Source organism: Pseudomonas sp. R2-37-08W, assembly GCF_003851705.1.
Taxonomy (GTDB): Bacteria; Pseudomonadota; Gammaproteobacteria; order Pseudomonadales; family Pseudomonadaceae; genus Aquipseudomonas.
Map to the genome: position 1 here is coordinate 1,190,197 of NZ_CP027728.1, position 21,986 is coordinate 1,212,182.

At 61.1% G+C, this 21,986-nt stretch carries 21 protein-coding genes; 11 read left to right on the forward strand and 10 right to left on the reverse strand.

What is annotated here, in order from left to right:
- Positions 1 to 33 precede the first annotated feature (33 nt).
- Together C4J93_RS05275 and yejK are read right to left on the reverse strand one after the other, a co-directional pair.
- A complete protein-coding gene (locus C4J93_RS05275) occupies positions 34 to 384 on the reverse strand; it encodes a glutaredoxin family protein (RefSeq protein WP_124428763.1) in 351 nt (116 codons plus the stop codon).
- Positions 384 to 1,388 (reverse strand): nucleoid-associated protein YejK, encoded by a 1,005-nt coding sequence (gene yejK, locus C4J93_RS05280; protein ID WP_124361438.1) that lies wholly within the window; start codon positions 1,386 to 1,388, stop codon positions 384 to 386. Before yejK ends, C4J93_RS05275 begins: the two co-directional genes overlap by 1 nt.
- Positions 1,389 to 1,783: 395 nt before the next feature.
- On the opposite strand from yejK, the gene C4J93_RS05285 reads away from it, so the two are divergent.
- A complete protein-coding gene (locus C4J93_RS05285; protein WP_003188840.1) occupies positions 1,784 to 2,065 on the forward strand; it encodes an HU family DNA-binding protein in 282 nt (93 codons plus the stop codon).
- Positions 2,066 to 2,127: 62 nt separating this feature from the next.
- Here the strand turns inward: C4J93_RS05285 and rlmF are convergent, their stop codons facing one another.
- The 5 genes from rlmF to C4J93_RS05310 all read right to left on the reverse strand — a co-directional run bounded on the left by rlmF (position 2,128) and on the right by C4J93_RS05310 (position 8,759).
- On the reverse strand, positions 2,128 to 3,147 hold the full coding sequence (gene rlmF / locus C4J93_RS05290) for a 23S rRNA (adenine(1618)-N(6))-methyltransferase RlmF (protein WP_124406363.1): 1,020 nt from the start codon (positions 3,145 to 3,147) through the stop codon (positions 2,128 to 2,130).
- Positions 3,148 to 3,361: 214 nt separating this feature from the next.
- A complete protein-coding gene (locus C4J93_RS05295) occupies positions 3,362 to 6,208 on the reverse strand; it encodes a valine--tRNA ligase (protein ID WP_124428764.1) in 2,847 nt (948 codons plus the stop codon).
- Between the two features lie 194 nt (positions 6,209 to 6,402).
- Positions 6,403 to 6,777, reverse strand: a complete 375-nt coding sequence (locus C4J93_RS05300; protein WP_124369753.1) for a DNA polymerase III subunit chi — start codon at positions 6,775 to 6,777, stop codon at positions 6,403 to 6,405.
- Between the two features lie 7 nt (positions 6,778 to 6,784).
- On the reverse strand, positions 6,785 to 7,213 hold the full coding sequence (locus C4J93_RS05305; RefSeq protein ID WP_124369754.1) for a DNA polymerase III subunit chi: 429 nt from the start codon (positions 7,211 to 7,213) through the stop codon (positions 6,785 to 6,787).
- Between the two features lie 55 nt (positions 7,214 to 7,268).
- Complete coding sequence (locus tag C4J93_RS05310; protein WP_124406366.1) at positions 7,269 to 8,759, reverse strand: leucyl aminopeptidase; 1,491 nt, start codon at positions 8,757 to 8,759, stop codon at positions 7,269 to 7,271.
- 282 nt (positions 8,760 to 9,041) lie between these two features.
- Here C4J93_RS05310 and lptF point away from each other — a divergent pair, with 282 nt between their 5' ends.
- The 10 genes from lptF (at position 9,042) to tadA (ending at position 19,512) form a co-directional block, all read left to right on the forward strand.
- Complete coding sequence (gene lptF / locus C4J93_RS05315) at positions 9,042 to 10,160, forward strand: LPS export ABC transporter permease LptF (protein WP_124428765.1); 1,119 nt, start codon at positions 9,042 to 9,044, stop codon at positions 10,158 to 10,160.
- The gene (gene lptG, locus C4J93_RS05320; RefSeq protein WP_124428766.1) at positions 10,153 to 11,232 is read left to right on the forward strand and encodes an LPS export ABC transporter permease LptG; all 1,080 of its coding nucleotides are present in this window, start codon (positions 10,153 to 10,155) and stop codon (positions 11,230 to 11,232) included. Before lptF ends, lptG begins: the two co-directional genes overlap by 8 nt.
- Before the next feature lie 151 nt (positions 11,233 to 11,383).
- Positions 11,384 to 13,183 (forward strand): translation elongation factor 4, encoded by a 1,800-nt coding sequence (gene lepA, locus C4J93_RS05325; RefSeq protein WP_003210439.1) that lies wholly within the window; start codon positions 11,384 to 11,386, stop codon positions 13,181 to 13,183.
- Positions 13,184 to 13,188: 5 nt separating this feature from the next.
- On the forward strand, positions 13,189 to 14,043 hold the full coding sequence (gene lepB / locus C4J93_RS05330; protein ID WP_124369757.1) for a signal peptidase I: 855 nt from the start codon (positions 13,189 to 13,191) through the stop codon (positions 14,041 to 14,043).
- A 147-nt stretch (positions 14,044 to 14,190) separates the two neighbouring features.
- The gene (rnc, locus tag C4J93_RS05335) at positions 14,191 to 14,880 is read left to right on the forward strand and encodes a ribonuclease III (protein ID WP_003188856.1); all 690 of its coding nucleotides are present in this window, start codon (positions 14,191 to 14,193) and stop codon (positions 14,878 to 14,880) included.
- Complete coding sequence (era, locus tag C4J93_RS05340; RefSeq protein ID WP_029297473.1) at positions 14,873 to 15,775, forward strand: GTPase Era; 903 nt, start codon at positions 14,873 to 14,875, stop codon at positions 15,773 to 15,775. Before rnc ends, era begins: the two co-directional genes overlap by 8 nt.
- A gap of 142 nt (positions 15,776 to 15,917) precedes the next feature.
- A complete protein-coding gene (recO, locus tag C4J93_RS05345) occupies positions 15,918 to 16,607 on the forward strand; it encodes a DNA repair protein RecO (RefSeq protein WP_124361446.1) in 690 nt (229 codons plus the stop codon).
- Between the two features lie 51 nt (positions 16,608 to 16,658).
- Positions 16,659 to 17,402, forward strand: coding sequence for a pyridoxine 5'-phosphate synthase (pdxJ, locus tag C4J93_RS05350; protein ID WP_124428767.1), 744 nt, complete (start codon positions 16,659 to 16,661; stop codon positions 17,400 to 17,402).
- A gap of 233 nt (positions 17,403 to 17,635) precedes the next feature.
- The gene (locus C4J93_RS05355; RefSeq protein ID WP_124428768.1) at positions 17,636 to 19,018 is read left to right on the forward strand and encodes a multicopper oxidase family protein; all 1,383 of its coding nucleotides are present in this window, start codon (positions 17,636 to 17,638) and stop codon (positions 19,016 to 19,018) included.
- Positions 19,018 to 19,512 carry a tRNA adenosine(34) deaminase TadA gene (tadA, locus tag C4J93_RS05360; RefSeq protein WP_124369760.1) on the forward strand — a complete coding sequence of 165 codons (495 nt, stop codon included), beginning with the start codon at positions 19,018 to 19,020 and terminating at the stop codon, positions 19,510 to 19,512. The genes C4J93_RS05355 and tadA overlap by 1 nt, the downstream gene beginning before the upstream one ends.
- A 138-nt stretch (positions 19,513 to 19,650) precedes the next feature.
- On the opposite strand, the gene cmoB is transcribed toward tadA, so the two are convergent.
- The 3 genes from cmoB to C4J93_RS05375 form a co-directional block, all read right to left on the reverse strand.
- The gene (gene cmoB / locus C4J93_RS05365; RefSeq protein ID WP_124428769.1) at positions 19,651 to 20,607 is read right to left on the reverse strand and encodes a tRNA 5-methoxyuridine(34)/uridine 5-oxyacetic acid(34) synthase CmoB; all 957 of its coding nucleotides are present in this window, start codon (positions 20,605 to 20,607) and stop codon (positions 19,651 to 19,653) included.
- Entirely contained in the window at positions 20,604 to 21,347 is a 744-nt protein-coding gene (gene cmoA / locus C4J93_RS05370; protein WP_124365955.1) for a carboxy-S-adenosyl-L-methionine synthase CmoA, read from the reverse strand. Before cmoA ends, cmoB begins: the two co-directional genes overlap by 4 nt.
- Positions 21,348 to 21,458: 111 nt before the next feature.
- The gene (locus C4J93_RS05375; protein WP_124428770.1) at positions 21,459 to 21,848 is read right to left on the reverse strand and encodes a protease inhibitor I42 family protein; all 390 of its coding nucleotides are present in this window, start codon (positions 21,846 to 21,848) and stop codon (positions 21,459 to 21,461) included.
- Between the last annotated feature and the right edge of the window lie 138 nt (positions 21,849 to 21,986).

The window sequence follows — 21,986 nt, forward strand, 5'->3', positions numbered from 1 at the left end:
GCCCTCACCACAAAACCAATGTGGGAGGGGGTGTTACTTCAACGCGGCCATGATCGCATCCGGGTTGTAATCGCGGATCAACGTGCCATTGACGTCGACAAACGGAATCCCGCCCCCGCCCAATGCTTCATACGCCTTGCGCGCCTGGGCGTCCTTCTCGATATCGAAGGCCTGGTAAGGAATGCCTTTCTGGTCCAGGAAACGCCGGGTCTGCTTGCAGTAGCCGCACCACTCGGTGGCGTAGAGCACCACGCGCGCCGAGGCGCGTTCCTGCTCCGAAACCACCTGCGAGGGGTTGAACAGCCGCTCGATCTTGCCCCAGTTCTGAATCACCACGACCACCAGCAGCACCAGCAGGACTTTCTTGAGCACGCCGCCAAGCATCAGTTACGGCGCTTGAGCTGATCGGTCAGTTGGGTCGGCAGGCCCTTGATGATCAAGGTGCCGGCGGCTTCGTCGTATTCGATCTTGTCGCCCAGCAGGTGCGCTTCAAAGCTGATGGACAAGCCTTCGGCGCGGCCGGTGAAACGGCGGAACTGGTTGAGGGTGCGTTTGTCGGCAGGGATTTCCGGCGACAGGCCGTAGTCCTTGTTGCGAATGTGGTCGTAGAACGCCTTGGGCCGATCTTCATCGATCAAACCGGACAGTTCTTCCAGGCCCATGGGCTCGCCGAGCTTGGCCTGGCTGCTGGCGTAGTCCACCAGGGTCTTGGTTTTCTCGCGGGCCGATTCGTCAGGCAGGTCTTCACTTTCAACGAAGTCGCTGAACGCCTTGAGCAGGGTGCGGGTTTCGCCCGGGCCGTCGACACCTTCCTGGCAGCCGATAAAGTCGCGGAAATACTCCGAGACCTTCTTGCCGTTCTTGCCTTTGATAAAGGAGATGTATTGCTTGGACTGCTTGTTGTTCTGCCATTCGGATACGTTGATCCGCGCCGCCAGGTGCAGTTGGCCCAGGTCCAGGTGGCGCGAGGGGGTCACGTCCAGCTCGTCGGTCACCGCCACACCTTCGCTGTGGTGCAGCAGGGCGATAGCCAGGTAGTCGGTCATGCCTTGCTGGTAGTGGGCAAACAGCACATGGCCGCCAGTGGACAGGTTGGACTCTTCCATCAGCTTCTGCAGATGCTCCACCGCCGTACGGCTGAACGCGGTGAAATCCTGACCACCGTCAAAGTAGTCCTTCAACCAGCCGCTGAACGGGTGCGCGCCGGACTCGGCATGGAAGAAACCCCAGGCCTTGCCTTGTTTGGCGTTGTAGCTCTCGTTGAGGTCGGCGAGCATGTTCTCGATGGCGGCGGATTCGGACAGCTCCGAGTCACGGGCATGCAGAACTGCGGGTGTGCCGTCGGGTTTTTTGTCGATCAGGTGGACGATGCAATGACGGATCGGCATAGGCTTCTCGGCTGGTTGAAGGGGAGCGGTGAGCCTCCCCAAAAAGTTGCCCAGTGTACCGCACCCATTGGTCAAGACGCGCCTGGAAGGGCGTTTTGGACGTTGTCCGACCGGGTATATGCCTTTTTTTCACGGTTTAGAGCGATAAAGCTGACCAAATGGGTATGTTGAGGCGGATATTTCCCCGTCTCTGTGCTAGTTTTGCCCGGTCTTACGCCAAGTCTCGGCGTTAAGCGTGCATTCAGCATTTGTCAGGTCGAACCAATCCCCGTTTCAAGCATCTATAACCCCGTTCTCCGAGGTTATAACCGGGGTGCCAGGCCAAGAAGGTCGGGCTCGACGGCTGACACTGCACTCTGCAATCCATATGAATTTGATAGGGAAGGAACACCACAATGGCTATTACTAAAGACCAACTGATCGCCGACCTGGCTGAAGCAGTAGACGCACCGAAAACTACCGTGCGCGCTCTGCTGGACCAACTGAGCCAGGTTGTTGCTGATCAGCTGGAAAACGGCGGCGAAATCACTCTGCCAGGCGTTGGCAAACTGAAAGTGACCGAGCGTCCTGCCCGTACTGGCCGTAACCCTTCGACTGGCGCTGCCATCGAAATCGCTGCCAAGAAAGTTATCAAGCTGGTTGTGGCCAAAGGCCTGACCGACGCTGTTAACAAGTAAGACGCAGTAAAAAAAACCGTGCACCGGAGCGATCCGGGCACGGTTTTTTGTTGCCTGCGATATCAGTCGCGAACCCAGCGCTGGCGCCAGAGCTGCTGTTCGTTCTTGGTCTGGAAGGTCCAGGCCACAAAGCGGCTTTGCTTCTGCCCCTGGGACATTTCCACCACCTGGCTTTCCAGCACACCGGCTTTTTTCAGCGCAGTCTCGATCGCCGGCAGGTTCGACGCTTTTGACACCAGAGTGCTGAACCACAACACCTTGTGGGCAAAGTGCGCACTTTCAGCGATCAATTGCGTGACGAAACGCGCTTCACCGCCCTCGCACCACAGCTCGGCCGATTGGCCGCCGAAGTTCAACACCGGCAACTTGCGCTTGGGATCGGCCTTGCCCAAGGCGCGCCATTTACGCTCGCTGCCCTTGGTCGCTTCATCCATCGAGGCATGGAACGGCGGGTTGCACATGGTCAGGTCAAAGCGCTCGGCAGGTTCCAGCAGGCCCAGCAGGATATGCTTGGGATTGGGTTGCAGGCGCAGCTGGATGACTTTGCTCAGGTCGTTGGACTGCACGATGGCTTTGGCGGCGGCCACGGCGATAGGATCGACCTCCGAGCCCAGGAAGTTCCAGCGGTACTCCATATAGCCAATCAGCGGGTAGACGCAATTGGCGCCCATGCCGATGTCCAGCACCTTGACGATGGAACCGCGCGGAATCTTGCCGTCGTTGACGCTGGCCAGCAGGTCGGCCAGGCAGTGCACGTAGTCGGCACGCCCCGGCACCGGCGGGCACAGGTAATCGGCCGGGATGTCCCAGTGCTGGATGCCATAGAAAGCCTTGAGCAGCGCCCGGTTGAACACCCGCACCGCGTCCGGGTTGGCGAAGTCGATGCTTTCCTTGCCGTAGGGGTTGATGATCACGAATTGCGCCAGTTCCGGCGTGGTCTTGATCAGCGCCGGGAAGTCGTAACGGCCGGTGTGGCGGTTGCGCGGGTGCAGGGTAGCCTCTTTGCGCGGCGCGACGGGTTTGGCCGTGGCTGCGGTTTTAGGCTTCTTGCGTGGAGGTTTTGGCGTAGTGGGGGCGGTCATGATGATTCTGGTGTTGGCTCAAAGTGATGGGCATTGTCACACATCCTGAGCCCAACTCGTTCAAATGTGGGAGGGGGCTTGCTCCCGATGGCAGTATGTCAGTCATTTATCTGCCAGCTGACCCACCGCCATCGGGAGCAAGCCCCCTCCCACATTGACCGCATGCACAAAAAAAGAGACCCGAAGGTCTCTTTTTTTTCACACGGTTTGGCCCTTACAGGCTGGCAATCCGTGCATGTTGTTCCGCCAGCTTGCCCAGGGCTTGTTCAGCCTCGGCCAACTTGGCGCGTTCTTTGTCGATCACTTCGGCCGGCGCCTTGTCGACGAAGGCCGCGTTGGACAGCTTGCCGCCCACTCGCTGCACTTCGCCTTGCAGGCGGGCGATTTCCTTGTCGAGTCGGGCCAGTTCCGCGCCCTTGTCGATCAGGCCGGCCATCGGCACCAGTACTTCCATGTCGCCGACCAGCGCGGTCGCCGACAGCGGTGCTTCGGCGCCATCAGCCAATACGGTAATCGACTCCAGTTTCGCCAGCTTCTTGAGCAGCGCATCGTTCTCGCTGAGGCGACGCTGGTCTTCGGCACTGGCGTTCTTGACGAACACGGCCAGCGGCTTGCCCGGACCGATATTCATCTCGGCGCGGATGTTGCGCGTGCCGAGCATCAAGGTCTTGAGCCATTCGATATCGCTTTCGGCGGCCTCATCGATACGTGCTTCGTTGGCCACAGGCCAAGGTTGCAGCATGATGGTCTTGCCTTCGATACCGGCCAGCGGCGCCAGGCGCTGCCAGACTTCTTCGGTGATGAACGGCATGAACGGATGCGCCAGGCGCAACGCCACTTCCAGCACGCGCACCAGGGTGCGACGGGTGCCGCGCTGGCGCTCGAGCGGCGCGTTTTCGTCCCACAGCACTGGCTTGGACAGTTCCAGGTACCAGTCGCAATACTGGTTCCAGATGAACTCGTACAAGGCTTGTGCGGCCAGGTCGAACCGGAACTGGTCGAGCTGGCGGGTGACTTCGGCTTCAGTGCGCTGCAACTGCGAAATGATCCAGCGGTCGGCCAGGCTCAGCTCAAAGGCTTCGCCGTTCTGGCCGCAGTCTTCGCCTTTATCCAGCACGTAGCGCGCGGCGTTCCAGATCTTGTTGCAGAAGTTGCGATAGCCTTCGACGCGGCCCATGTCGAACTTGATGTCGCGGCCGGTGGACGCCAGCGAGCAGAACGTGAAGCGCAGGGCGTCGGTGCCGTAGCTGGCGATGCCGTCGGCGAACTCGTCGCGGGTCTGCTTTTCGATCTTTTTCGCCAGCTTCGGCTGCATCAGGCCCGAGGTGCGTTTCTGCACCAGGGTTTCCAGGTCGATGCCGTCGATGATGTCCAGCGGGTCCAGGACGTTACCCTTGGACTTGGACATCTTCTGGCCCTGGCCATCGCGCACCAGACCGTGCACATAGACGGTCTTGAACGGTACCTGCGGGGTGCCGTCTTCGTTCTTCACCAAATGCATGGTCAGCATGATCATCCGGGCAACCCAGAAGAAAATGATGTCGAAACCGGTGACCAGCACGTCGGTGGAATGGAACTTCTTCAGGAACTCGGTCTGCTGCGGCCAGCCCAGGGTGGAGAAGGTCCACAGGCCGGAGCTGAACCAGGTGTCCAGTACGTCGTTGTCCTGTTGCAGCGCGATGTCGGCGCCGAGGTGGTGCTTGGCACGCACTTCGGCTTCGTCGCGGCCTACGTAGACCTTGCCCGACTCGTCATACCAGGCCGGAATGCGGTGGCCCCACCACAACTGGCGGCTGATGCACCAATCCTGGATGTCGCGCATCCACGAGAAGTACATGTTCTCGTACTGTTTGGGCACGAACTGGATGCGACCGTCTTCAACGGCGGCAATCGCAGGCTCGGCCAGGGGTTTGGTCGACACGTACCACTGGTCGGTCAACCATGGCTCGATCACCGTGCCGGAACGGTCGCCCTTGGGCACTTTCAGGCCGTGGTCGTCCACGCTCACCAGCAAACCGGCGGCGTCGAAGGCGGCAACGATCTGCTTGCGCGCTTCAAAACGGTCGAGGCCGGCGTATTCGGCCGGGATCTTGCCGTCGATGCTCTCGTTCAGCGTACCGTCCAGGTTGAATACCTGGCAGGCCGGCAATACGGCGGCGTTCTTGTCGAAGATGTTCAGCAGCGGCAGGTTGTGGCGCTTGCCGACTTCGTAGTCGTTGAAATCGTGGGCCGGGGTGATTTTCACGCAGCCGGTGCCGAATTCAGGGTCGCAGTAGTCGTCGGCGATGATCGGGATGCGGCGGCCAACCAGTGGCAACTCGACGAACTTGCCGATCAGCGCCTGGTAGCGCGCGTCGTTCGGGTTAACTGCGACGGCGGCGTCGCCGAGCATGGTTTCCGGACGGGTGGTGGCGACGATCAGGTAATCGTTGCCTTCAGCGGTCTTGGCGCCGTCAGCCAGCGGATACTTGAGGTTCCACAGGAAGCCTTTCTCGTCGTGGTTTTCCACTTCGAGGTCGGAAATCGCCGTGTGCAACTTGGTGTCCCAGTTGACCAGACGCTTGCCGCGGTAGATCAGGCCGTCTTCATGCAAGCGCACGAAGGCTTCCTTCACGGCTTCCGACAGGCCGTCATCCATGGTGAAACGCTCGCGGCTCCAGTCCACGGACGAACCCAGGCGACGGATCTGACGGCTGATATTGCCGCCAGACTGGTCTTTCCATTCCCAGATTTTCTCCAGGAATTTCTCGCGGCCCAGGTCGTGACGGCTTTGGCCGGTGGCTTCCAGTTGACGTTCCACCAGCATCTGGGTGGCGATGCCGGCGTGGTCGGTGCCAGGCTGCCACAGCGTGTTACGGCCTTGCATGCGGCGGAAACGGATCAACGCATCCATGATCGCATTGTTGAAGCCATGGCCCATGTGCAGGCTGCCAGTGACGTTCGGCGGTGGGATCATGATGGTGTACGAGTCGCCCGCACCTTGTGGGGCGAAATAGTTCTCGGACTCCCAGGTGTTGTACCAGGAAGTTTCGATAGCGTGGGGCTGATAGGTCTTATCCATGCGCGGCGGGACCCTAGTTGGCATTTATTCAGGAAAGCCGGCAAGTATAACGGGGCAGGGCGAGGAGGGCGAGTTGGCGTACAGCAAATGTGGGAGGGGGCTTGCTCCCGATAGCGGTGGATCAGTCACAACATCACTGACTGACACTCAGCTATCGGGAGCAAGCCCCCTCCCACATTGGATCTTTGTCTGGCTCAGGATTGGTACTGACTCAGCAGTCGCTCCATCCGCGCATCCATCCGCCGCTTGATCTCGGCTTCGATGTGCGGGGCAAAGTCGGCGATCACGTCTTGCATGATCAGTTGCGCGGCGGCGCGCAGTTCGTTGTCCAGGTGCAGCAGCAATGCGTCGGGCGCTTTTTCTGCGGCGGGAGCGGGCGGCGTGGCCACGGGCTTGGGCGCAGCCGGCTGGTGGTCGACCATGTCGGACAACAATGGAATCTGTACCCCGGCCTCGACCGATTCGGTCAACAGCGGCGGTTGCAGGTCATCATCACCGAGCAACTGACGGATGGACTCGAGGTCGTCCAGCAAGTGGTCGTCTTTTTTCATCGGGTTGGGCGTGTCCATCATGTACTCAAAGTCGTTGTAGCCGGTGATCCTGCAGAGAATAGCCCTGTTCGCGGTAGAAACGGAAACTCTCCCGCGCGGCCTGACGAATAGCCGGGTCCTCCACCACCACTTCCGCCACACGGGCGAAGTCCTTGGCGAAGGCCGGCACTTTCAGGTCGAGGTTGACCAGCAGGTCATGGTGGTCGCCGCAACTGTCGCCCAGACCCAGCACGACCAAGCCGTCGGGTTCGGATTCGGCGGGGCCGTGGGGCACGAAGCTTTCGCCCTTGAAGCGCCAGAGGCGGGCATCGAGGTCCTCGCGTTGGGCGGCATCGCTGCAATGCAGGTAGATGCGATGGCCCATGCGCCAGGCTTTTTCGGTGAGCTTGCAGGCAAAGTCCAGCCGCGCTGAAGGATCGGCGCTGGGCAGGATGTAGAAATCGACTTGGGTCATTGCGGTTCCTGGAGCCCGAGGCGGCTATATGAATAGCCGCCCGGGATCTTCAGTTTCAGGCCTTGGCGCGGTCCAGCAGGTACTGGGTCAGCAGGGGGACCGGACGGCCAGTGGCGCCCTTGTCCTTGCCGCCGCTGGTCCATGCCGTACCGGCGATGTCCAGGTGCGCCCAGTTGAAGTTCTTGGCAAACCGCGACAGGAAGCACGCTGCGGTGATGGTGCCGGCTTTCGGCCCGCCAATATTGGCGATGTCGGCGAACGGGCTGTCCAGTTGCTCCTGGTACTCGTCGAACAGCGGCAGTTGCCAGGCGCGGTCGTCGGCGGCCTTGCCGGCGCTGAGCAATTGCTCGATCAGCTCGTCGTTATTGCCCAGCAGGCCCGATGTGTGGGCGCCCAGGGCAACCACGCAGGCACCGGTCAAGGTGGCGATGTCGATCACTGCCTGCGGCTTGAAGCGTTCGGCGTAGGTCAGCGCGTCGCACAGCACCAGGCGGCCTTCGGCGTCGGTGTTGAGGATTTCCACGGTCTGGCCGCTCATTGTCGTGACGATATCGCCTGGGCGGGCAGCACCGCCGCTCGGCATGTTCTCGGCGCAGGCCAGGATGCACACCAGGTTGATCGGCAGCTTGAGTTCCAGCACGGCGCGCAGGGTGCCGAACACGCTGGCGGCGCCGCCCATGTCGTACTTCATCTCATCCATGCCGGCGCCCGGCTTGAGGCTGATGCCGCCGGTGTCGAAGGTGATGCCTTTGCCGACCAATGCGTATGGTTTCTCGGACTTCTTGCCGCCGTTGTACTGCATCACGATCAGGCGTGGCGGCTGGTCGCTGCCCTGGCCCACGGCATAGAAGGAGCCCATGCCCAGGTCCTTGATCTTTTTCTCGTCCAGCACTTCGACCTTGAGGCCCTTGAATTCTTTGCCCAGCGCCTTGGCCTGTTCGCCGAGGAAGGTTGGGTGGCAGATGTTCGGCGGCAGGTTGCCCAGGTCGCGGGTGAACGACATGCCGTTGGCGATAGCCGTTGCATGAGTGACGGCGCGCTCGACTTCAGCCTGGGCAGCCTTGATGGTCAGCAGGGTGATTTTTTTCAGCGCGCGGGGTTCGGCTTTCTGGCTCTTGAACTGGTCGAAAACGTAGCCGCCGTCCACCAGGCTTTCGGCCAGCAGACGGGTCTTGCCGTAGCTGTCACGGCCTTTTACGACGATTTCATCGAGTGCCAGTGCCGCATCGCTGCCGCCCAGGCCTTTAAGGGTGGTAAGGATGGCGCTGATGATCTTGCGGAACGGACGGTCGCCCAGTTCGGCGTCCTTGCCCACACCCACCAGCAATACGCGCTCAGCCTTGAGGTTCGGCAGGCTCTGCAACAGCAGGCTCTGGCCGACTTTGCCGGCCAGGTCGCCGCGCTTGAGCACGGCGCTGATGGCGCCGCCGCTCAGTTCATCGAGTTGCTTGGCGGCAACGCCGAGTTTGCGGCCTTCGCCGACAGCGACCACGAGGGTGGCGGTTTTCAACGTTTCGGGGCTAACGCTTTTTACAACCAATTCCATTTTCGGGTCCCTTATAAGGTCGGTGAGCCTGGCACGTGTACCCAGGCTTTAAAGCGTGGCAGCCTTGTAAACCGCCAGCGACAAAGGCCGCAGTTTGAACCTCGCCGGCGGAGCCTGACAACCCTCGAAGCACGCTTTGTGCGTGCGCATGAGGTTGCGCAGTGACAGGCGCGGTCAATCACAGGATAATGCGCCATCTTTTTAGCCGGCCCGCGCAAACGGGTCGACTCGGTATGCTTGCTTGTTTGGCCGCCTTAGCCTGACAACCCTGGAGTGTCTGGTTTGATCGTCTTCCGTTATCTATCCCGCGAAGTCCTGTTGACCCTGAGTGCCGTGAGTGCGGTATTGCTGGTCATCATCATGAGTGGTCGTTTCGTCAAATTCCTTGCGCAGGCCGCCTCGGGCGCCCTGGATCCGGGCTCTTTGTTCCTGATCATGGGCTTTCGCCTGCCGGGCTTCTTGCAACTGATCCTGCCGCTCGGCCTGTTCCTTGGCATCCTGCTGGCATATGGCCGGCTGTATCTCGAAAGCGAGATGACCGTGCTGTCGGCCACCGGCATGAGCCAGCAGCGCCTGCTGGCCATGACCATGGTGCCGGCCGCCGGCGTTGCCCTGTTGGTGGCTTGGTTGAGCCTGAGCCTGGCGCCTCAGGGGGCCATGCAGTTCCAGCTGTTGCTGAACAAGCAGGACGCGATGACCGAGTTCGACACCCTCGAACCCGGGCGCTTCCAGGCGCTCAACGACGGCACGCGCGTGACCTATACCGAAGAAATGACCGAAGACCGTTCCAACCTGAGCGGCGTGTTCATTTCCCAGAAAAACCTCGGCAAGGACCAGAAAGATCGGGGCATCTCGATCCTGGTGGCCGACGGCGGCCGCCAGGAAGTGCGCCCCGACGGCAGCCGCTACCTGATCCTGGACAACGGCTATCGCTACGATGGCAGCCCGGGGTTGGCCGATTACCGTGTGATCAAGTACGACACCTACGGCGTCATGCTGCCCAAACCCGAGATCAGCGACGAGGTCACCGACCGCGATGCGCTCCCGACCGCATCACTGTTCGGTAGTCAGGAGCTGCGCTCGATCGCCGAGCTGCAATGGCGCCTGTCGCTGCCGCTGCTGGTATTCATCGTGACCTTGATGGCCGTGCCGCTGTCGCGCGTCAACCCGCGTCAGGGCCGTTTTCTCAAGCTGCTGCCGGCGATCCTGTTGTATATGGCGTACCTGACCATTCTGATTTCCGCCCGTGGCTCCCTGGAAAAGGGCAAGATTCCGCCCGCCCTGGGCCTGTGGTGGGTCCACGGGATTTTCCTGGTGATCGGCCTGGGGCTTCTCTACTGGGAGCCTATCCGTTTGAAAATGAAGAGCCGTCGTGGCCTGAAGGAGTTGGCTCGTGGCTAAGCTCGATCGCTACATTGGTAGCAGCGTACTGATCGCCATTCTGGCGGTATTGGGCATCATCCTGGGCCTGGCCTCGCTGTTTGCGTTCATCGACGAAGTGGGCAACGTCACCGATACCTACACGGTCACCGACGTGCTGAGCTTCGTGGCGCTGACCGCGCCGCGCCGGCTCTACGACATGATGCCGATGGCCGGCCTGATCGGCTGCTTGATCGGCCTGGGCACCCTGGCCAGCAACAGCGAATTGACCATCATGCGCGCGGCGGGCGTGTCCATCGGGCGTATCGTCTGGGCTGTGATGAAGCCAATGCTGCTGCTGATGGCGTGCAGCGTGCTGATCGGCGAATACGTCGCGCCACCGTCCGAAGCCACCGCCCAGGCCAATCGCGCCCTGGCCCAGGGTTCGGGCGATGCGCAAAGTTCCAAGCACGGCCTGTGGCACCGCCAGGGTGACCAGTTCATCCACATCAACGCCGTGCAGCCAGGTGGGCTGTTGGTCGGGGTGACGCGCTACACGTTCGACAAGGAGCGGCACATGCTCAGCTCCAGTTTCGCCAAGCGCGCGCAGTATGACGGTGAAAAATGGCAACTGAGCGACGTCACCACCACGCTCTTCCATAACGTGGGCCAAGGCATCAAGGCCAGTACCGAAGTGGTCAATGAGCCCACCCAGGCATGGGACATCGCGCTCAAGCCGGAACTGCTCAATACCGTGATCATGGTCCCGGAAACCCTGCCGATCTCGGGGCTGTGGAGCTACATCCACTACCTCAAGGACCAGGGCCTGAACAATGGTCGCTACTGGCTGGCGTTCTGGGTCAAGGTGCTGCAGCCGGTGGTCACCGCCGCGCTGGTATTGATGGCGATCTCCTTTATCTTCGGCCCGTTGCGTTCCGTGACCCTCGGCCAGCGGGTATTCACCGGCGTGCTGGTGGGCTTCACCTTCCGCATCGCCCAGGACCTGCTGGGGCCGTCGAGCCTGGTATTTGGCTTCTCGCCGCTGTTTGCAGTGCTGGTGCCGACGTTTATCTGCGCCGTGGCCGGGTTCTGGTTGTTGCGCCGAGCCGGTTGATTGCGCGCTTATGCATAAAAAATGCCCCGCTTATCCCAGCGGGGCATTTTTGTTCTGGTCAGCAAAGATGACGTCTGGCCTGAGCATCAGGTACAATTCCCGGCTATTTTTCAGCGGGCAATCTGCCTGCAGCCTTTTTGAGTGTTGATCCGTGAGTGATTTGAGTCATATCCGCAATTTCTCCATCATCGCCCACATTGACCATGGCAAGTCGACGCTGGCCGATCGATTCATCCAGATGTGCGGCGGCCTTGCCGAGCGTGAGATGGAAGCCCAGGTCCTGGACTCCATGGACCTCGAGCGTGAACGCGGGATCACCATCAAGGCCCATAGCGTCACCCTGTACTACACCGCCAAAGACGGTATCAAGTACCAGCTGAACTTCATTGACACCCCCGGCCATGTTGACTTCACCTACGAAGTCAGCCGCTCGCTGGCGGCCTGTGAAGGTGCCTTGCTGGTGGTCGACGCCGGCCAGGGCGTCGAGGCTCAGTCCGTAGCCAACTGCTATACCGCCATCGAGCAGGGCCTGGAGGTCATGCCGGTGCTGAACAAGATCGACCTGCCCCAGGCCGATCCGGACCGCGTAAAAGAAGAAATCGAGAAAATCATCGGCATTGACGCCACCGACGCCGTCGAGTGCAGCGCCAAGACCGGCCTTGGCGTCGACGAAGTGCTCGAGCGCCTGGTCAAGACCATTCCGGCCCCTACCGGTAACTACGAAGATCCGCTGCAGGCGTTGATCATCGATTCCTGGTTCGACAACTACCTGGGCGTCGTGTCCCTGGTGCGCGTACGCCACGGCCGCGTGAAGAAGGGCGACAAGATCCTGGTCAAATCCACCGGCAAGATCCACCTGGTGGACAGCGTCGGTGTGTTCAACCCCAAGCACACGGCCACCACGGACCTGAAAGCCGGCGAAGTGGGCTTCATCATCGCGGGTATCAAGGACATTCACGGCGCGCCGGTAGGTGACACCCTGACCTTGAGTTCAACCCCCGATGTCGACGTGCTGCCGGGCTTCAAGCGCATTCAGCCGCAGGTCTACGCCGGCCTGTTCCCGGTCAGTTCCGACGACTTCGAAGACTTCCGCGAAGCCCTGCAGAAGCTGACCCTCAACGACTCGTCCCTGCAGTACACCCCGGAAAGCTCCGACGCCCTGGGCTTCGGTTTCCGTTGCGGGTTCCTGGGCATGCTGCACATGGAGATCATCCAGGAGCGCCTGGAGCGCGAGTACGACCTGGACCTGATCACCACCGCGCCAACGGTTATTTTCGAGCTGGCGCTGAAAACCGGTGAAACGATTTACGTCGACAACCCGTCCAAGCTTCCAGATCTGTCTTCCATCGAAGATATGCGCGAGCCGATCGTGCGGGCCAATATCCTGGTTCCGCAGGAACACCTGGGCAACGTCATCACCCTGTGTATCGAAAAACGTGGCGTGCAGCACGACATGTTGTTCCTCGGTACCCAGGTGCAAGTGACCTACGATTTGCCGATGAACGAAGTGGTCCTGGACTTCTTCGACCGTCTCAAATCCACCAGCCGCGGCTATGCTTCGCTGGATTACCATTTCGATCGTTACCAATCGGCTAATCTGGTGAAACTGGATGTGCTGATCAACGGCGACAAGGTCGATGCCCTGGCATTGATCGTGCACAAGGACAATGCGCACTACAAAGGTCGCCAGTTGACCGAGAAGATGAAAGAACTGATTCCGCGCCAGATGTTCGACGTCGCGATCCAGGCCGCCATCGGCGGGCAGATCATTGCGCGGACCTCCGTCAAGGCACTCAGAAAGAACGTACTGGCCAAATGCTACGGCGGTGACGTAAGCCGTAAGCGCAAGCTGCTTGAGAAGCAAAAGGCCGGTAAAAAACGCATGAAGCAAGTGGGCAACGTGGAAATTCCACAAGAAGCCTTCCTTGCGGTGCTCAGGTTGGATAGTTAGGTCCTATGTCACTAAATTTCCCGCTGTTGCTGGTCATCGCCGTCGCCGTTTGCGGCCTCCTGGCGTTGCTCGATCTGGTGTTCTTCGCCCCGCGTCGGCGGGCGGCTATCGCCTCCTATCAGGGCAGCGTCAGCCAGCCCGATGCGGTGGTGGTCGAGAAGCTGAACAAGGAGCCCTTGCTGGTTGAATACGGCAAGTCGTTCTTCCCGGTGTTGTTCATCGTGCTGGTGCTGCGTTCGTTCCTGGTGGAGCCGTTCCAGATTCCGTCGGGGTCGATGAAACCTACCCTGGACGTGGGCGACTTCATCCTGGTGAACAAGTTTTCCTACGGGATCCGCTTGCCGGTGATCGACAAGAAGGTCATCGAAGTCGGTGACCCCCAGCGCGGTGATGTGATGGTGTTCCGCTACCCAAGCGACCCGAACGTCAACTACATCAAGCGGGTGGTCGGCCTGCCGGGCGACGTTATCCGCTACACCAGTGACAAGCGCCTGTTCGTCAACGGTGAGTCGGTGGCCGAGAAACTGCTGGGCGCCGAGCCGAATACCTTGGGCAGCGCCGAGCTGTACCAGGAAAAACTCGGTACGGTCGAGCACCAGATCCGCAAGGAAATGAGCCGCTACCGCGCGATGCCCGATGGTCAGTGGAAAGTGCCTGCCGGGCACTATTTCATGATGGGCGACAACCGCGACAACTCCAATGACAGCCGCTACTGGGACGACCCCAGTATTCCCAAGGACCTGCTGGGCATGGTGCCCGACGAGAATATTGTCGGCAAAGCCTTCGCGGTCTGGATGAGTTGGCCGGAACCCAAGCTCAGCCACCTGCCGAACTTCTCGCGGGTAGGGCTGATCAAGTAATACAAGCGGCGCTGTGAACACAGCGCCGAATGCTTTTCTGGGGCTTGGACATTTTCCGCTGCCCCGCAGCACCCATCAGGATTTGAATTTGAACACTGCGTCAATCGTCGATGGCCGCCGGTGCCACCAACTAGATATGGATAAACCGTGACCGTTTCTCTCAGTCGTCTCGAGCGTCAGCTCGGCTACACCTTCAAGGACCAGGAATTGATGGTTCTTGCCCTCACACACCGCAGCTTTGCAGGGCGCAATAACGAGCGCCTGGAATTCCTCGGTGACGCCATCCTCAACTTCGCCGCCGGTGAGGCGCTCTTCGAGCGTTTTCCCCAGGCCCGTGAAGGCCAGCTTTCGCGCCTGCGTGCACGCCTTGTGAAGGGCGAGACCCTGGCCGTGCTGGCCCGAGGTTTCGGCCTGGGCGAGTACCTGCGGCTGGGCTCCGGTGAATTGAAAAGCGGCGGTTTCCGGCGCGAGTCGATCCTGGCTGATGCCCTGGAAGCATTGATCGGTGCGATCTACCTCGATGCCGGGATGGAAACGGCCAAGGAGCGCGTGGTCGCCTGGTTGGCGTCGGAAATCGAGAGCCTGACGCTGGTCGACACCAACAAAGATCCCAAGACTCGCCTGCAGGAATACCTGCAATCGCGCGGTTGCGAACTGCCACGCTACGAAGTGGTGGATATCCAGGGTGAGCCGCATTGCCGCGTGTTCTTCGTGGAATGTGAAATCACCTTACTGAACGAAAAAAGCCGAGGTCAGGGTGTGAGCCGTCGTATTGCCGAACAGGTAGCGGCCGCTGCAGCACTGATTGCCCTGGGCGTGGAGAATGGCCATGACTGATTCAACCGCAACACGCTGTGGCTATGTTGCCATCGTCGGCCGCCCGAACGTGGGCAAGTCCACGCTGCTGAACCACATCCTCGGCCAGAAGCTCGCGATCACCTCGCGCAAGCCGCAGACCACCCGCCACAACATGCTGGGCATCAAGACCGAAGGCAACGTGCAAGCGGTCTATGTGGATACCCCTGGCATGCACAAAGGCGGCGAAAAGGCGCTTAACCGCTACATGAACAAGACCGCTTCGGCGGCGTTGAAAGACGTCGACGTGGTGATCTTCGTGGTTGACCGCACCAAGTGGACCGACGAAGACCAGATGGTCCTCGAGCGTGTGCAGTACGTCACCGGCCCCTTGATCGTCGCGCTGAACAAGACCGACCGCATCGAAGACAAAGCCGAGCTGATGCCGCACCTGAGCTGGCTGCAGGAACAACTGCCAAACGCCCAGATCATGCCGATCTCGGCGCAGCACGGCCACAACCTCGAAGCCCTGGAACGCGTGATCGCCGGCTACCTGCCGGAGAACGAGCATTTCTTCCCGGAAGACCAGATCACCGACCGCAGTAGCCGCTTCCTTGCCGCCGAACTGGTGCGCGAGAAAATCATGCGCCAGATGGGCGCCGAGCTGCCGTACCAGATCACCGTTGAAATCGAAGAGTTCAAGCAGCAGGGCAAAACCCTGCACATCCATGCCTTGATCCTCGTTGAGCGTGACGGCCAGAAGAAAATCATCATTGGCGACAAGGGCGAGCGCATCAAGCGCATCGGCACCGAGGCGCGCAAGGACATGGAATTGCTGTTCGACTCCAAGATCATGCTTAACCTGTGGGTGAAGGTTAAGGGTGGCTGGTCTGATGATGAGCGTGCGTTGCGCTCCCTCGGTTACGGCGACCTGTAAGCACACCGCAGGGAAAAAAATGTGGGAGGGGGCTTGCTCCCGATGGCAGTCTGTCAGTCACTTATGTGTTAACTGACCCACCGCCATCGGGAGCAAGCCCCCTCCCACATTAGGTTTATGTTGTTTTCAAGATCGAGAACCCATGTCCCCAACCCCACCCCCCAGCCAGCTCGCCTACGTCCTGCACAGCCGCGCCTACCGTGAGACCAGCGCGCTGGTGGACTTCCTCACGCCTCAAGGTCGCCTGCGCGCGGTTTTGCGCAGTGCGCGGGGCAAGGCCGGTACGTTGGCGCGGCCCTTCGTGGCGCTGGACGTGGAGTTTCGCGGCAAGGGCGAGTTGAAGAACGTGGGCCGCCTGGAAAGCGTTGGCACCTCTGCCTGGCTCAATGGCGATGCGCTGTTCAGCGGGCTCTATCTCAATGAGCTGCTGATCCGCCTGTTGCCCGCCGAAGACCCGCACCCGGCGGTCTTCGATCACTACGCCGCCACCTTGCTCGCCCTCGCTGAAGGCCGTCCCCTGGAGCCGCTGCTGCGCGCCTTCGAATGGCGCCTGCTGGATGACCTGGGCTACGGTTTTGAACTGCACAACGACCTGCACGGTGATCCCGTCGCCGCCGACGGCATGTACCGCCTGCAAGTAGACGCAGGCCTCGAGCGTGTGTACTTGTTGCAACCCGGTCTGTTCCAGGGCACCGAACTGTTGGCCATGAGTGAGGCGGACTGGACCGCCCCCGGCGCCTTGTCCGCCGCCAAGCGTCTGATGCGCCAGGCCCTGGCCGTGCACCTGGGCGGACGGCCGCTGGTCAGTCGCGAGTTGTTTCGAAAGCCCTGACATCCCCGTGTATGCTGTGCACCGATTCTTTCCCTTTTCAGGAGCGCTTCCGTGAGCACCAGCAATCGCATTCTTCTTGGCGTCAACATCGACCACGTCGCCACCCTGCGCCAGGCCCGGGGCACCCGTTACCCTGACCCGGTCAAGGCTGCGCTGGACGCCGAAGAAGCGGGTGCCGACGGCATCACCGTGCACCTGCGCGAAGACCGCCGCCACATCCAGGAGCGCGACGTGCTGCTGCTCAAGGACGTGCTGCAGACCCGCATGAACTTCGAAATGGGCGTCACCGAAGAAATGATGGCGTTCGCCGAGCGCATCCGCCCGGCGCACATTTGCCTGGTGCCGGAAACCCGCCAGGAACTGACCACCGAAGGCGGCCTCGACGTGGCCGGCCAGGAAGTGCGGATCAAGGCAGCGGTGGAGCGCCTGTCGAAGATCGGCAGCGAAGTGTCGCTATTCATCGACGCCGACGAGCGCCAGATCGAAGCCTCGCGCCGCGTCGGCGCGCCGGCGATCGAACTGCACACCGGCCGCTACGCCGATGCCACCACGCCGACCGAAGTGGCCGAGGAGCTGCAACGCATCATCGACGGTGTGAACTGCGGCCTCACTGAAGGCCTGATCGTCAACGCCGGCCATGGCCTGCACTACCACAACGTCGAAGCCGTGGCCGCGATCAAGGGCATCAACGAACTGAACATCGGGCACGCGCTGGTGGCTCATGCGCTGTTCGTCGGGTTCAAAGGCGCCGTGGCCGAGATGAAAGCCCTGATTCTGGCCGCCGCCAAGCACTAGAAAACAATGCAAATCCAATGTGGGAGGGGGCTTGCTCCCGATAGCGGTGGATCAGTCAATATATGTACTGACTGACACCCTGCTATCGGGAGCAAGCCCCCTCCCACATTGGGACCCCAGTGAATTGTAGAATTGCACCATGCGGCAATGCGAACCCTTACTGTTTAGCCCGCGCAGGTGTATCGTATCTGCCCTTTGCGGGCCCTGGCCTGCGACAGATACGTGAGGTTGTTGTGTCCCAATCGTTTTCCCGTCGACAGATCCTCGGTGGCCTTGCTGGCCTGGCCGTCGTAGGTGTGGGCGCCGGTGGCGCCTATCGCTACTGGCTGGGCAAGGTTGCCGATGCCAACGCAGGAAGCGACTACCAACTGATCGCCGCGCCGCTCGATGTGGAGCTGGTGCCGGGCCACACCACCCAAGCCTGGGCGTTCGGCCCCTCTGCGCCGGGCACCGAGCTGCGCGTACGCCAGGGCGAATGGCTGCGGGTGCGCTTTATCAACCACCTGCCGGTCGCCACCACCATCCACTGGCATGGCATCCGCCTGCCGCTGGAAATGGACGGCGTGCCCTACGTCTCGCAATTGCCGGTATTGCCAGGGGAATACTTCGATTACAAGTTCCGCGTGCCCGACGCCGGAAGCTACTGGTACCACCCCCATGTGAACAGCAGCGAAGAACTCGGCCGTGGCCTGGTCGGGCCGTTGATCATCGAAGAGCGCGAGCCCACCGGTTTCAAGCACGAGCGCACCCTCAGCCTGAAAAGCTGGCACGTGGACGAAGAGGGCGCCTTCGTGGCGTTCAGTATTCCCCGCGAGGCGGCGCGTGGCGGTACGGCAGGGCGTCTGTCCACCATCAACGGCGTGGCCCAGGCGGTGATCGACCTGCCGGCCGGGCAGATCACCCGAGTGCGCCTGCTCAACCTCGACAACACCCTGACTTATCGCCTCAACATCCCGGATGTCGAAGCGCAGATCTACGCGCTGGACGGCAACCCCATCGAGCCGCGCCCGCTGGGCAAGGAATACTGGCTGGGCCCTGGCATGCGTATTTGCCTGGCGATCAAGGCGCCGCCGGCAGGCGAAGAGCTGTCGATCCGCAATGGCCCGGTGCGTCTGGGTACGTTCCGCTCGGTGGCCAATACCGACGCGCCGAGCGAATGGCCGCCCGCATTGCCGCCCAACCCGGTTGCCGAACCGGACCTGGCCAATGCAGAGAAACTCAACTTCAATTTCGAGTGGGTCGGCTCGGTGTCGGTCAACCTCGACAACGGCAAGCCACCAAGCTTGTGGCAGATCAACGGCCAGGCCTGGGACATCACCGACAAAACCTGCGCCGACCGCCCGATCGCCAAGTTGGAGAAGGGCAAGAGCTATATTTTCGAATTGAAGAACATGACTCAGTACCAGCACCCGATCCACCTGCACGGCATGAGTTTCAAGGTGATTGCCTCGAACCGCCACAAGGTCATCCCGTATTTCACCGACACCTATCTGCTGGGCAAGAACGAACGCGCCCGCGTGGCGTTGGTGGCGGATAACCCGGGGGTGTGGATGTTCCACTGCCATGTGATCGACCATATGGAAACCGGCTTGATGGCCGCCATCGAGGTGGTGTGATGCGCCAGATTCGCCCGGCGATCATCGACCGCAGCCGCGACCAAACCTTCATGCGCGAAGCCCTGGCACTTGCCGCCCAGGGCGCGGCGCTGGGTGAAGTGCCGGTGGGCGCGGTCCTGGTGCAAAACGGTGAGATCATTGGCCGCGGTTTCAACTGCCCGATCAGCGGCAATGACCCCAGCGCGCATGCCGAGATGGTCGCCATCCGCGCCGCTGCGCAAGCGATCAGCAACTATCGCCTGGTGCGCAGCACGCTGTATGTGACGTTGGAGCCGTGCAGCATGTGCGCCGGCCTGATCGTGCATTCGCGGGTTGCACGGGTGGTGTATGGCGCGCTGGAGCCCAAGGCCGGGATTGTGCAGAGCCAGGGGCAGTTTTTTACCCAGGGCTTTCTGAACCATCGGGTGTTGTTTGAGGGTGGGGTGCTGGCTGAAGAGTGTGGAACGGTATTGAGCGAGTTCTTCAAGGCCCGCCGAGCCAAGCCACCGCTCTAAAGAACACTGGAGATCAAATGTGGGAGGGGGCTTGCTCCCGATGGCGGTGGGTCAGCTACAACCATGCTGACTGACACACTGCTATCGGGAGCAAGCCCCCTCCCACATTTAGATCCATGTTGTTTCAGGGAGATCGGGTTACTTTCTGGCGATGATCACCGCCCGCATCGGCGCCGGCAGCCCCTCAATCGTCTTGCTGGGATCTTCTGAATCGAGAAAATCACTCAGCGACTGATATTTCATCCAAGCTGTCCCACGCTGTTCCTCCACCGTGGTCACGCTCACATCCACGCAACGCACATCACTGAAACCAGCGCGGCGCAGCCAGAGCATCAATGCCGGGACCGAGGGCAGGAACCATACGTTACGCATCTGCGCGTAGCGGTCTTCCGGTACCAGCACTTGTTGCTGGTCGCCTTCCACCACCAGGGTTTCCAGTACCAGTTCGCCGCCCTTGACCAGGGTGTCTTTCAGCGCCAGCAGATGTTCGATCGGCGAACGACGGTGATAGAACACGCCCATGGAAAACACCGTGTCGAAGCCTTCAAGGTTCGCCGGCAGGTCTTCGAACGGGAACGGCAGGTGCCAGGCCCTGGGTGCTGACAGGTACCGCTGCACCGCCTGGAACTGGCAGAAAAACAGCCAGTTCGGGTCGACGCCAATCACGCTGTCGGCGCCGGCGCCGAGCATGCGCCACATGTAGTAGCCGTTGCCGCAGCCCACATCGAGGATGCGCTTGCCGTTCAAATCCAGGTGCGGCGCCACCCGCGACCACTTCCAGTCCGAGCGCCATTCGGTGTCCACATGCACGCCGAACAGGTGGAACGGCCCCTTGCGCCACGGGCTCAGGCCCATCAGTGCGGTGTGCATTTGCGCACGGGTGGCGTCATCGCATTCAGTGTCCAACACCAGGCCTGTGAGCAAGTCGACGTGGCTGGGCTGGATCTTCGGCAGCGCGTCCAATGCACTTTGCCAGCGCTCCAGGTCGCCATGGCCTTTTTCCATTTTGCTATCGAGCTGCGCTTGCAGGCCCTGGGCCCACACGGCCAAGGGAGTGCCGACCAGATGGCGGGCGAGGGGAGACAAATCAATCATGGCAAGGCAATCAACGAGGCAAAGTTAAGACACTGGAACCACGGCACGACTTTCGAGAACCCGGCCGCCAGCAGGCGTTCGCGGTGTTCTTCGAGGCTGTCGGGCTTCATGACGTTTTCGATGGCGCTGCGCTTCTGGGCGATTTCCAGCTCGCTGTAGCCGTTGGCGCGTTTGAACGCGATATGCAGGTCGGTCAGCAGCGCCTGTTCCTGGGCATCGTTGAAGCGCAGCTTTTCCGAGAGGATCAGTGCACCGCCCGGCAGCAGCGACTGACGGATGCGCCCGAGCAACGCCAGGCGTTCATCGGGGGCGATGAATTGCAGGGTGAAGTTCAGCGCGACCACCGAGGCCGGCTGGAAGTGCAGGGCGAGGATATCGCCCTCGATCACCTCCACCGGCAGCAATTCCTGGAACATCGAATCCTGGCCATTGAGGTATTCGCGGCAGCGTTCGACCATCGCCGTCGAGTTATCCACCGCGATTACCCGGCAACCGTCGGTACGCACATGGCGGCGCAGGGCCTGGGTCACGGCGCCCAGAGACGAGCCCAGGTCATACAGCACACTGCCCGGTTGGGCGAACTGGGCGGCGAGCACGCCGAGGTTTTCAACGATGGTCGGGTAACCGGGCACCGAGCGCTTGATCATGTCCGGGAACACCCGCACCACGTCTTCGTTAAAGGCGAAGTCCGGCACCTGGGGCAGGGGCTGGGCGAATAGGCGATCGGGTTCTTTGCTCACGGTTGTTCCGGCGACGAGGAAGGAAAGGCCGGCATTTTAGCCAACTTGGCCCGCGGATGCGCGGGTTGTCTGATGGAAAGCCGAGGGCCGGCAGCGGCTAAGGTCAGCCCGTCAGTTCACCGTAATGGCGCAGTCGAACGTCTGGGCGGGTTCGGCCTCCGGCTCCCATGGTTGCTGGGAGGTCAAGCGCAAACGGCCTTGCCCGGCGGTAAAGGCATGGAAACGCCAGGTGGACTGGCCGCCGCCACCAATCACGCCGGATTCGCTGCTGCTGTACACCTCCGGGCTCAGCGCCCGCAACACGCCGCCGGCGGAATCCTGGATGGCCCAGCGGTAGCCGGTGGTGGGGTTGCTGGGCAGGGTGAGGATCAGGTTCTGACCGGAAGTGAGCTGGAGCGGGCAGGCGCTCTGGTCATCCACGCTGATGTTTTGCTTCGGCGCGCTGGCGCATGCGGCCAGCAGGGCAAGGCTCAAGGGGAGAAACAGGCGGGCAACGGTCATGGGGGCTCCGGTTGTACACGACGAAGGGCGAGCATAACCGAAGATGAGACAAGGTGTGACAGGAGGGGGGTGTGTTGGCAGGTCTGGCCTCATCGGGAGCAAGCCCCCTCCCACACTTGAAGGCATTCACAAATCAAA

What these genes read in the sequence shown, in the direction of transcription:
- C4J93_RS05275 (WP_124428763.1), bottom strand. Translation starts at nt 384, where the DNA reads ATGCTTGGCGGCGTGCTCAAGAAAGTCCTGCTGGTGCTGCTGGTGGTC.
- yejK (WP_124361438.1), bottom strand. Translation starts at nt 1,388, where the DNA reads ATGCCGATCCGTCATTGCATCGTCCACCTGATCGACAAAAAACCCGAC.
- C4J93_RS05285 (WP_003188840.1), top strand. Translation starts at nt 1,784, where the DNA reads ATGGCTATTACTAAAGACCAACTGATCGCCGACCTGGCTGAAGCAGTA.
- rlmF (WP_124406363.1), bottom strand. Translation starts at nt 3,147, where the DNA reads ATGACCGCCCCCACTACGCCAAAACCTCCACGCAAGAAGCCTAAAACC.
- C4J93_RS05295 (WP_124428764.1), bottom strand. Translation starts at nt 6,208, where the DNA reads ATGGATAAGACCTATCAGCCCCACGCTATCGAAACTTCCTGGTACAAC.
- C4J93_RS05300 (WP_124369753.1), bottom strand. Translation starts at nt 6,777, where the DNA reads ATGGACACGCCCAACCCGATGAAAAAAGACGACCACTTGCTGGACGAC.
- C4J93_RS05305 (WP_124369754.1), bottom strand. Translation starts at nt 7,213, where the DNA reads ATGACCCAAGTCGATTTCTACATCCTGCCCAGCGCCGATCCTTCAGCG.
- C4J93_RS05310 (WP_124406366.1), bottom strand. Translation starts at nt 8,759, where the DNA reads ATGGAATTGGTTGTAAAAAGCGTTAGCCCCGAAACGTTGAAAACCGCC.
- lepB (WP_124369757.1), top strand. Translation starts at nt 13,189, where the DNA reads ATGTCACTAAATTTCCCGCTGTTGCTGGTCATCGCCGTCGCCGTTTGC.
- era (WP_029297473.1), top strand. Translation starts at nt 14,873, where the DNA reads ATGACTGATTCAACCGCAACACGCTGTGGCTATGTTGCCATCGTCGGC.
- recO (WP_124361446.1), top strand. Translation starts at nt 15,918, where the DNA reads ATGTCCCCAACCCCACCCCCCAGCCAGCTCGCCTACGTCCTGCACAGC.
- tadA (WP_124369760.1), top strand. Translation starts at nt 19,018, where the DNA reads ATGCGCCAGATTCGCCCGGCGATCATCGACCGCAGCCGCGACCAAACC.
- cmoB (WP_124428769.1), bottom strand. Translation starts at nt 20,607, where the DNA reads ATGATTGATTTGTCTCCCCTCGCCCGCCATCTGGTCGGCACTCCCTTG.
- C4J93_RS05375 (WP_124428770.1), bottom strand. Translation starts at nt 21,848, where the DNA reads ATGACCGTTGCCCGCCTGTTTCTCCCCTTGAGCCTTGCCCTGCTGGCC.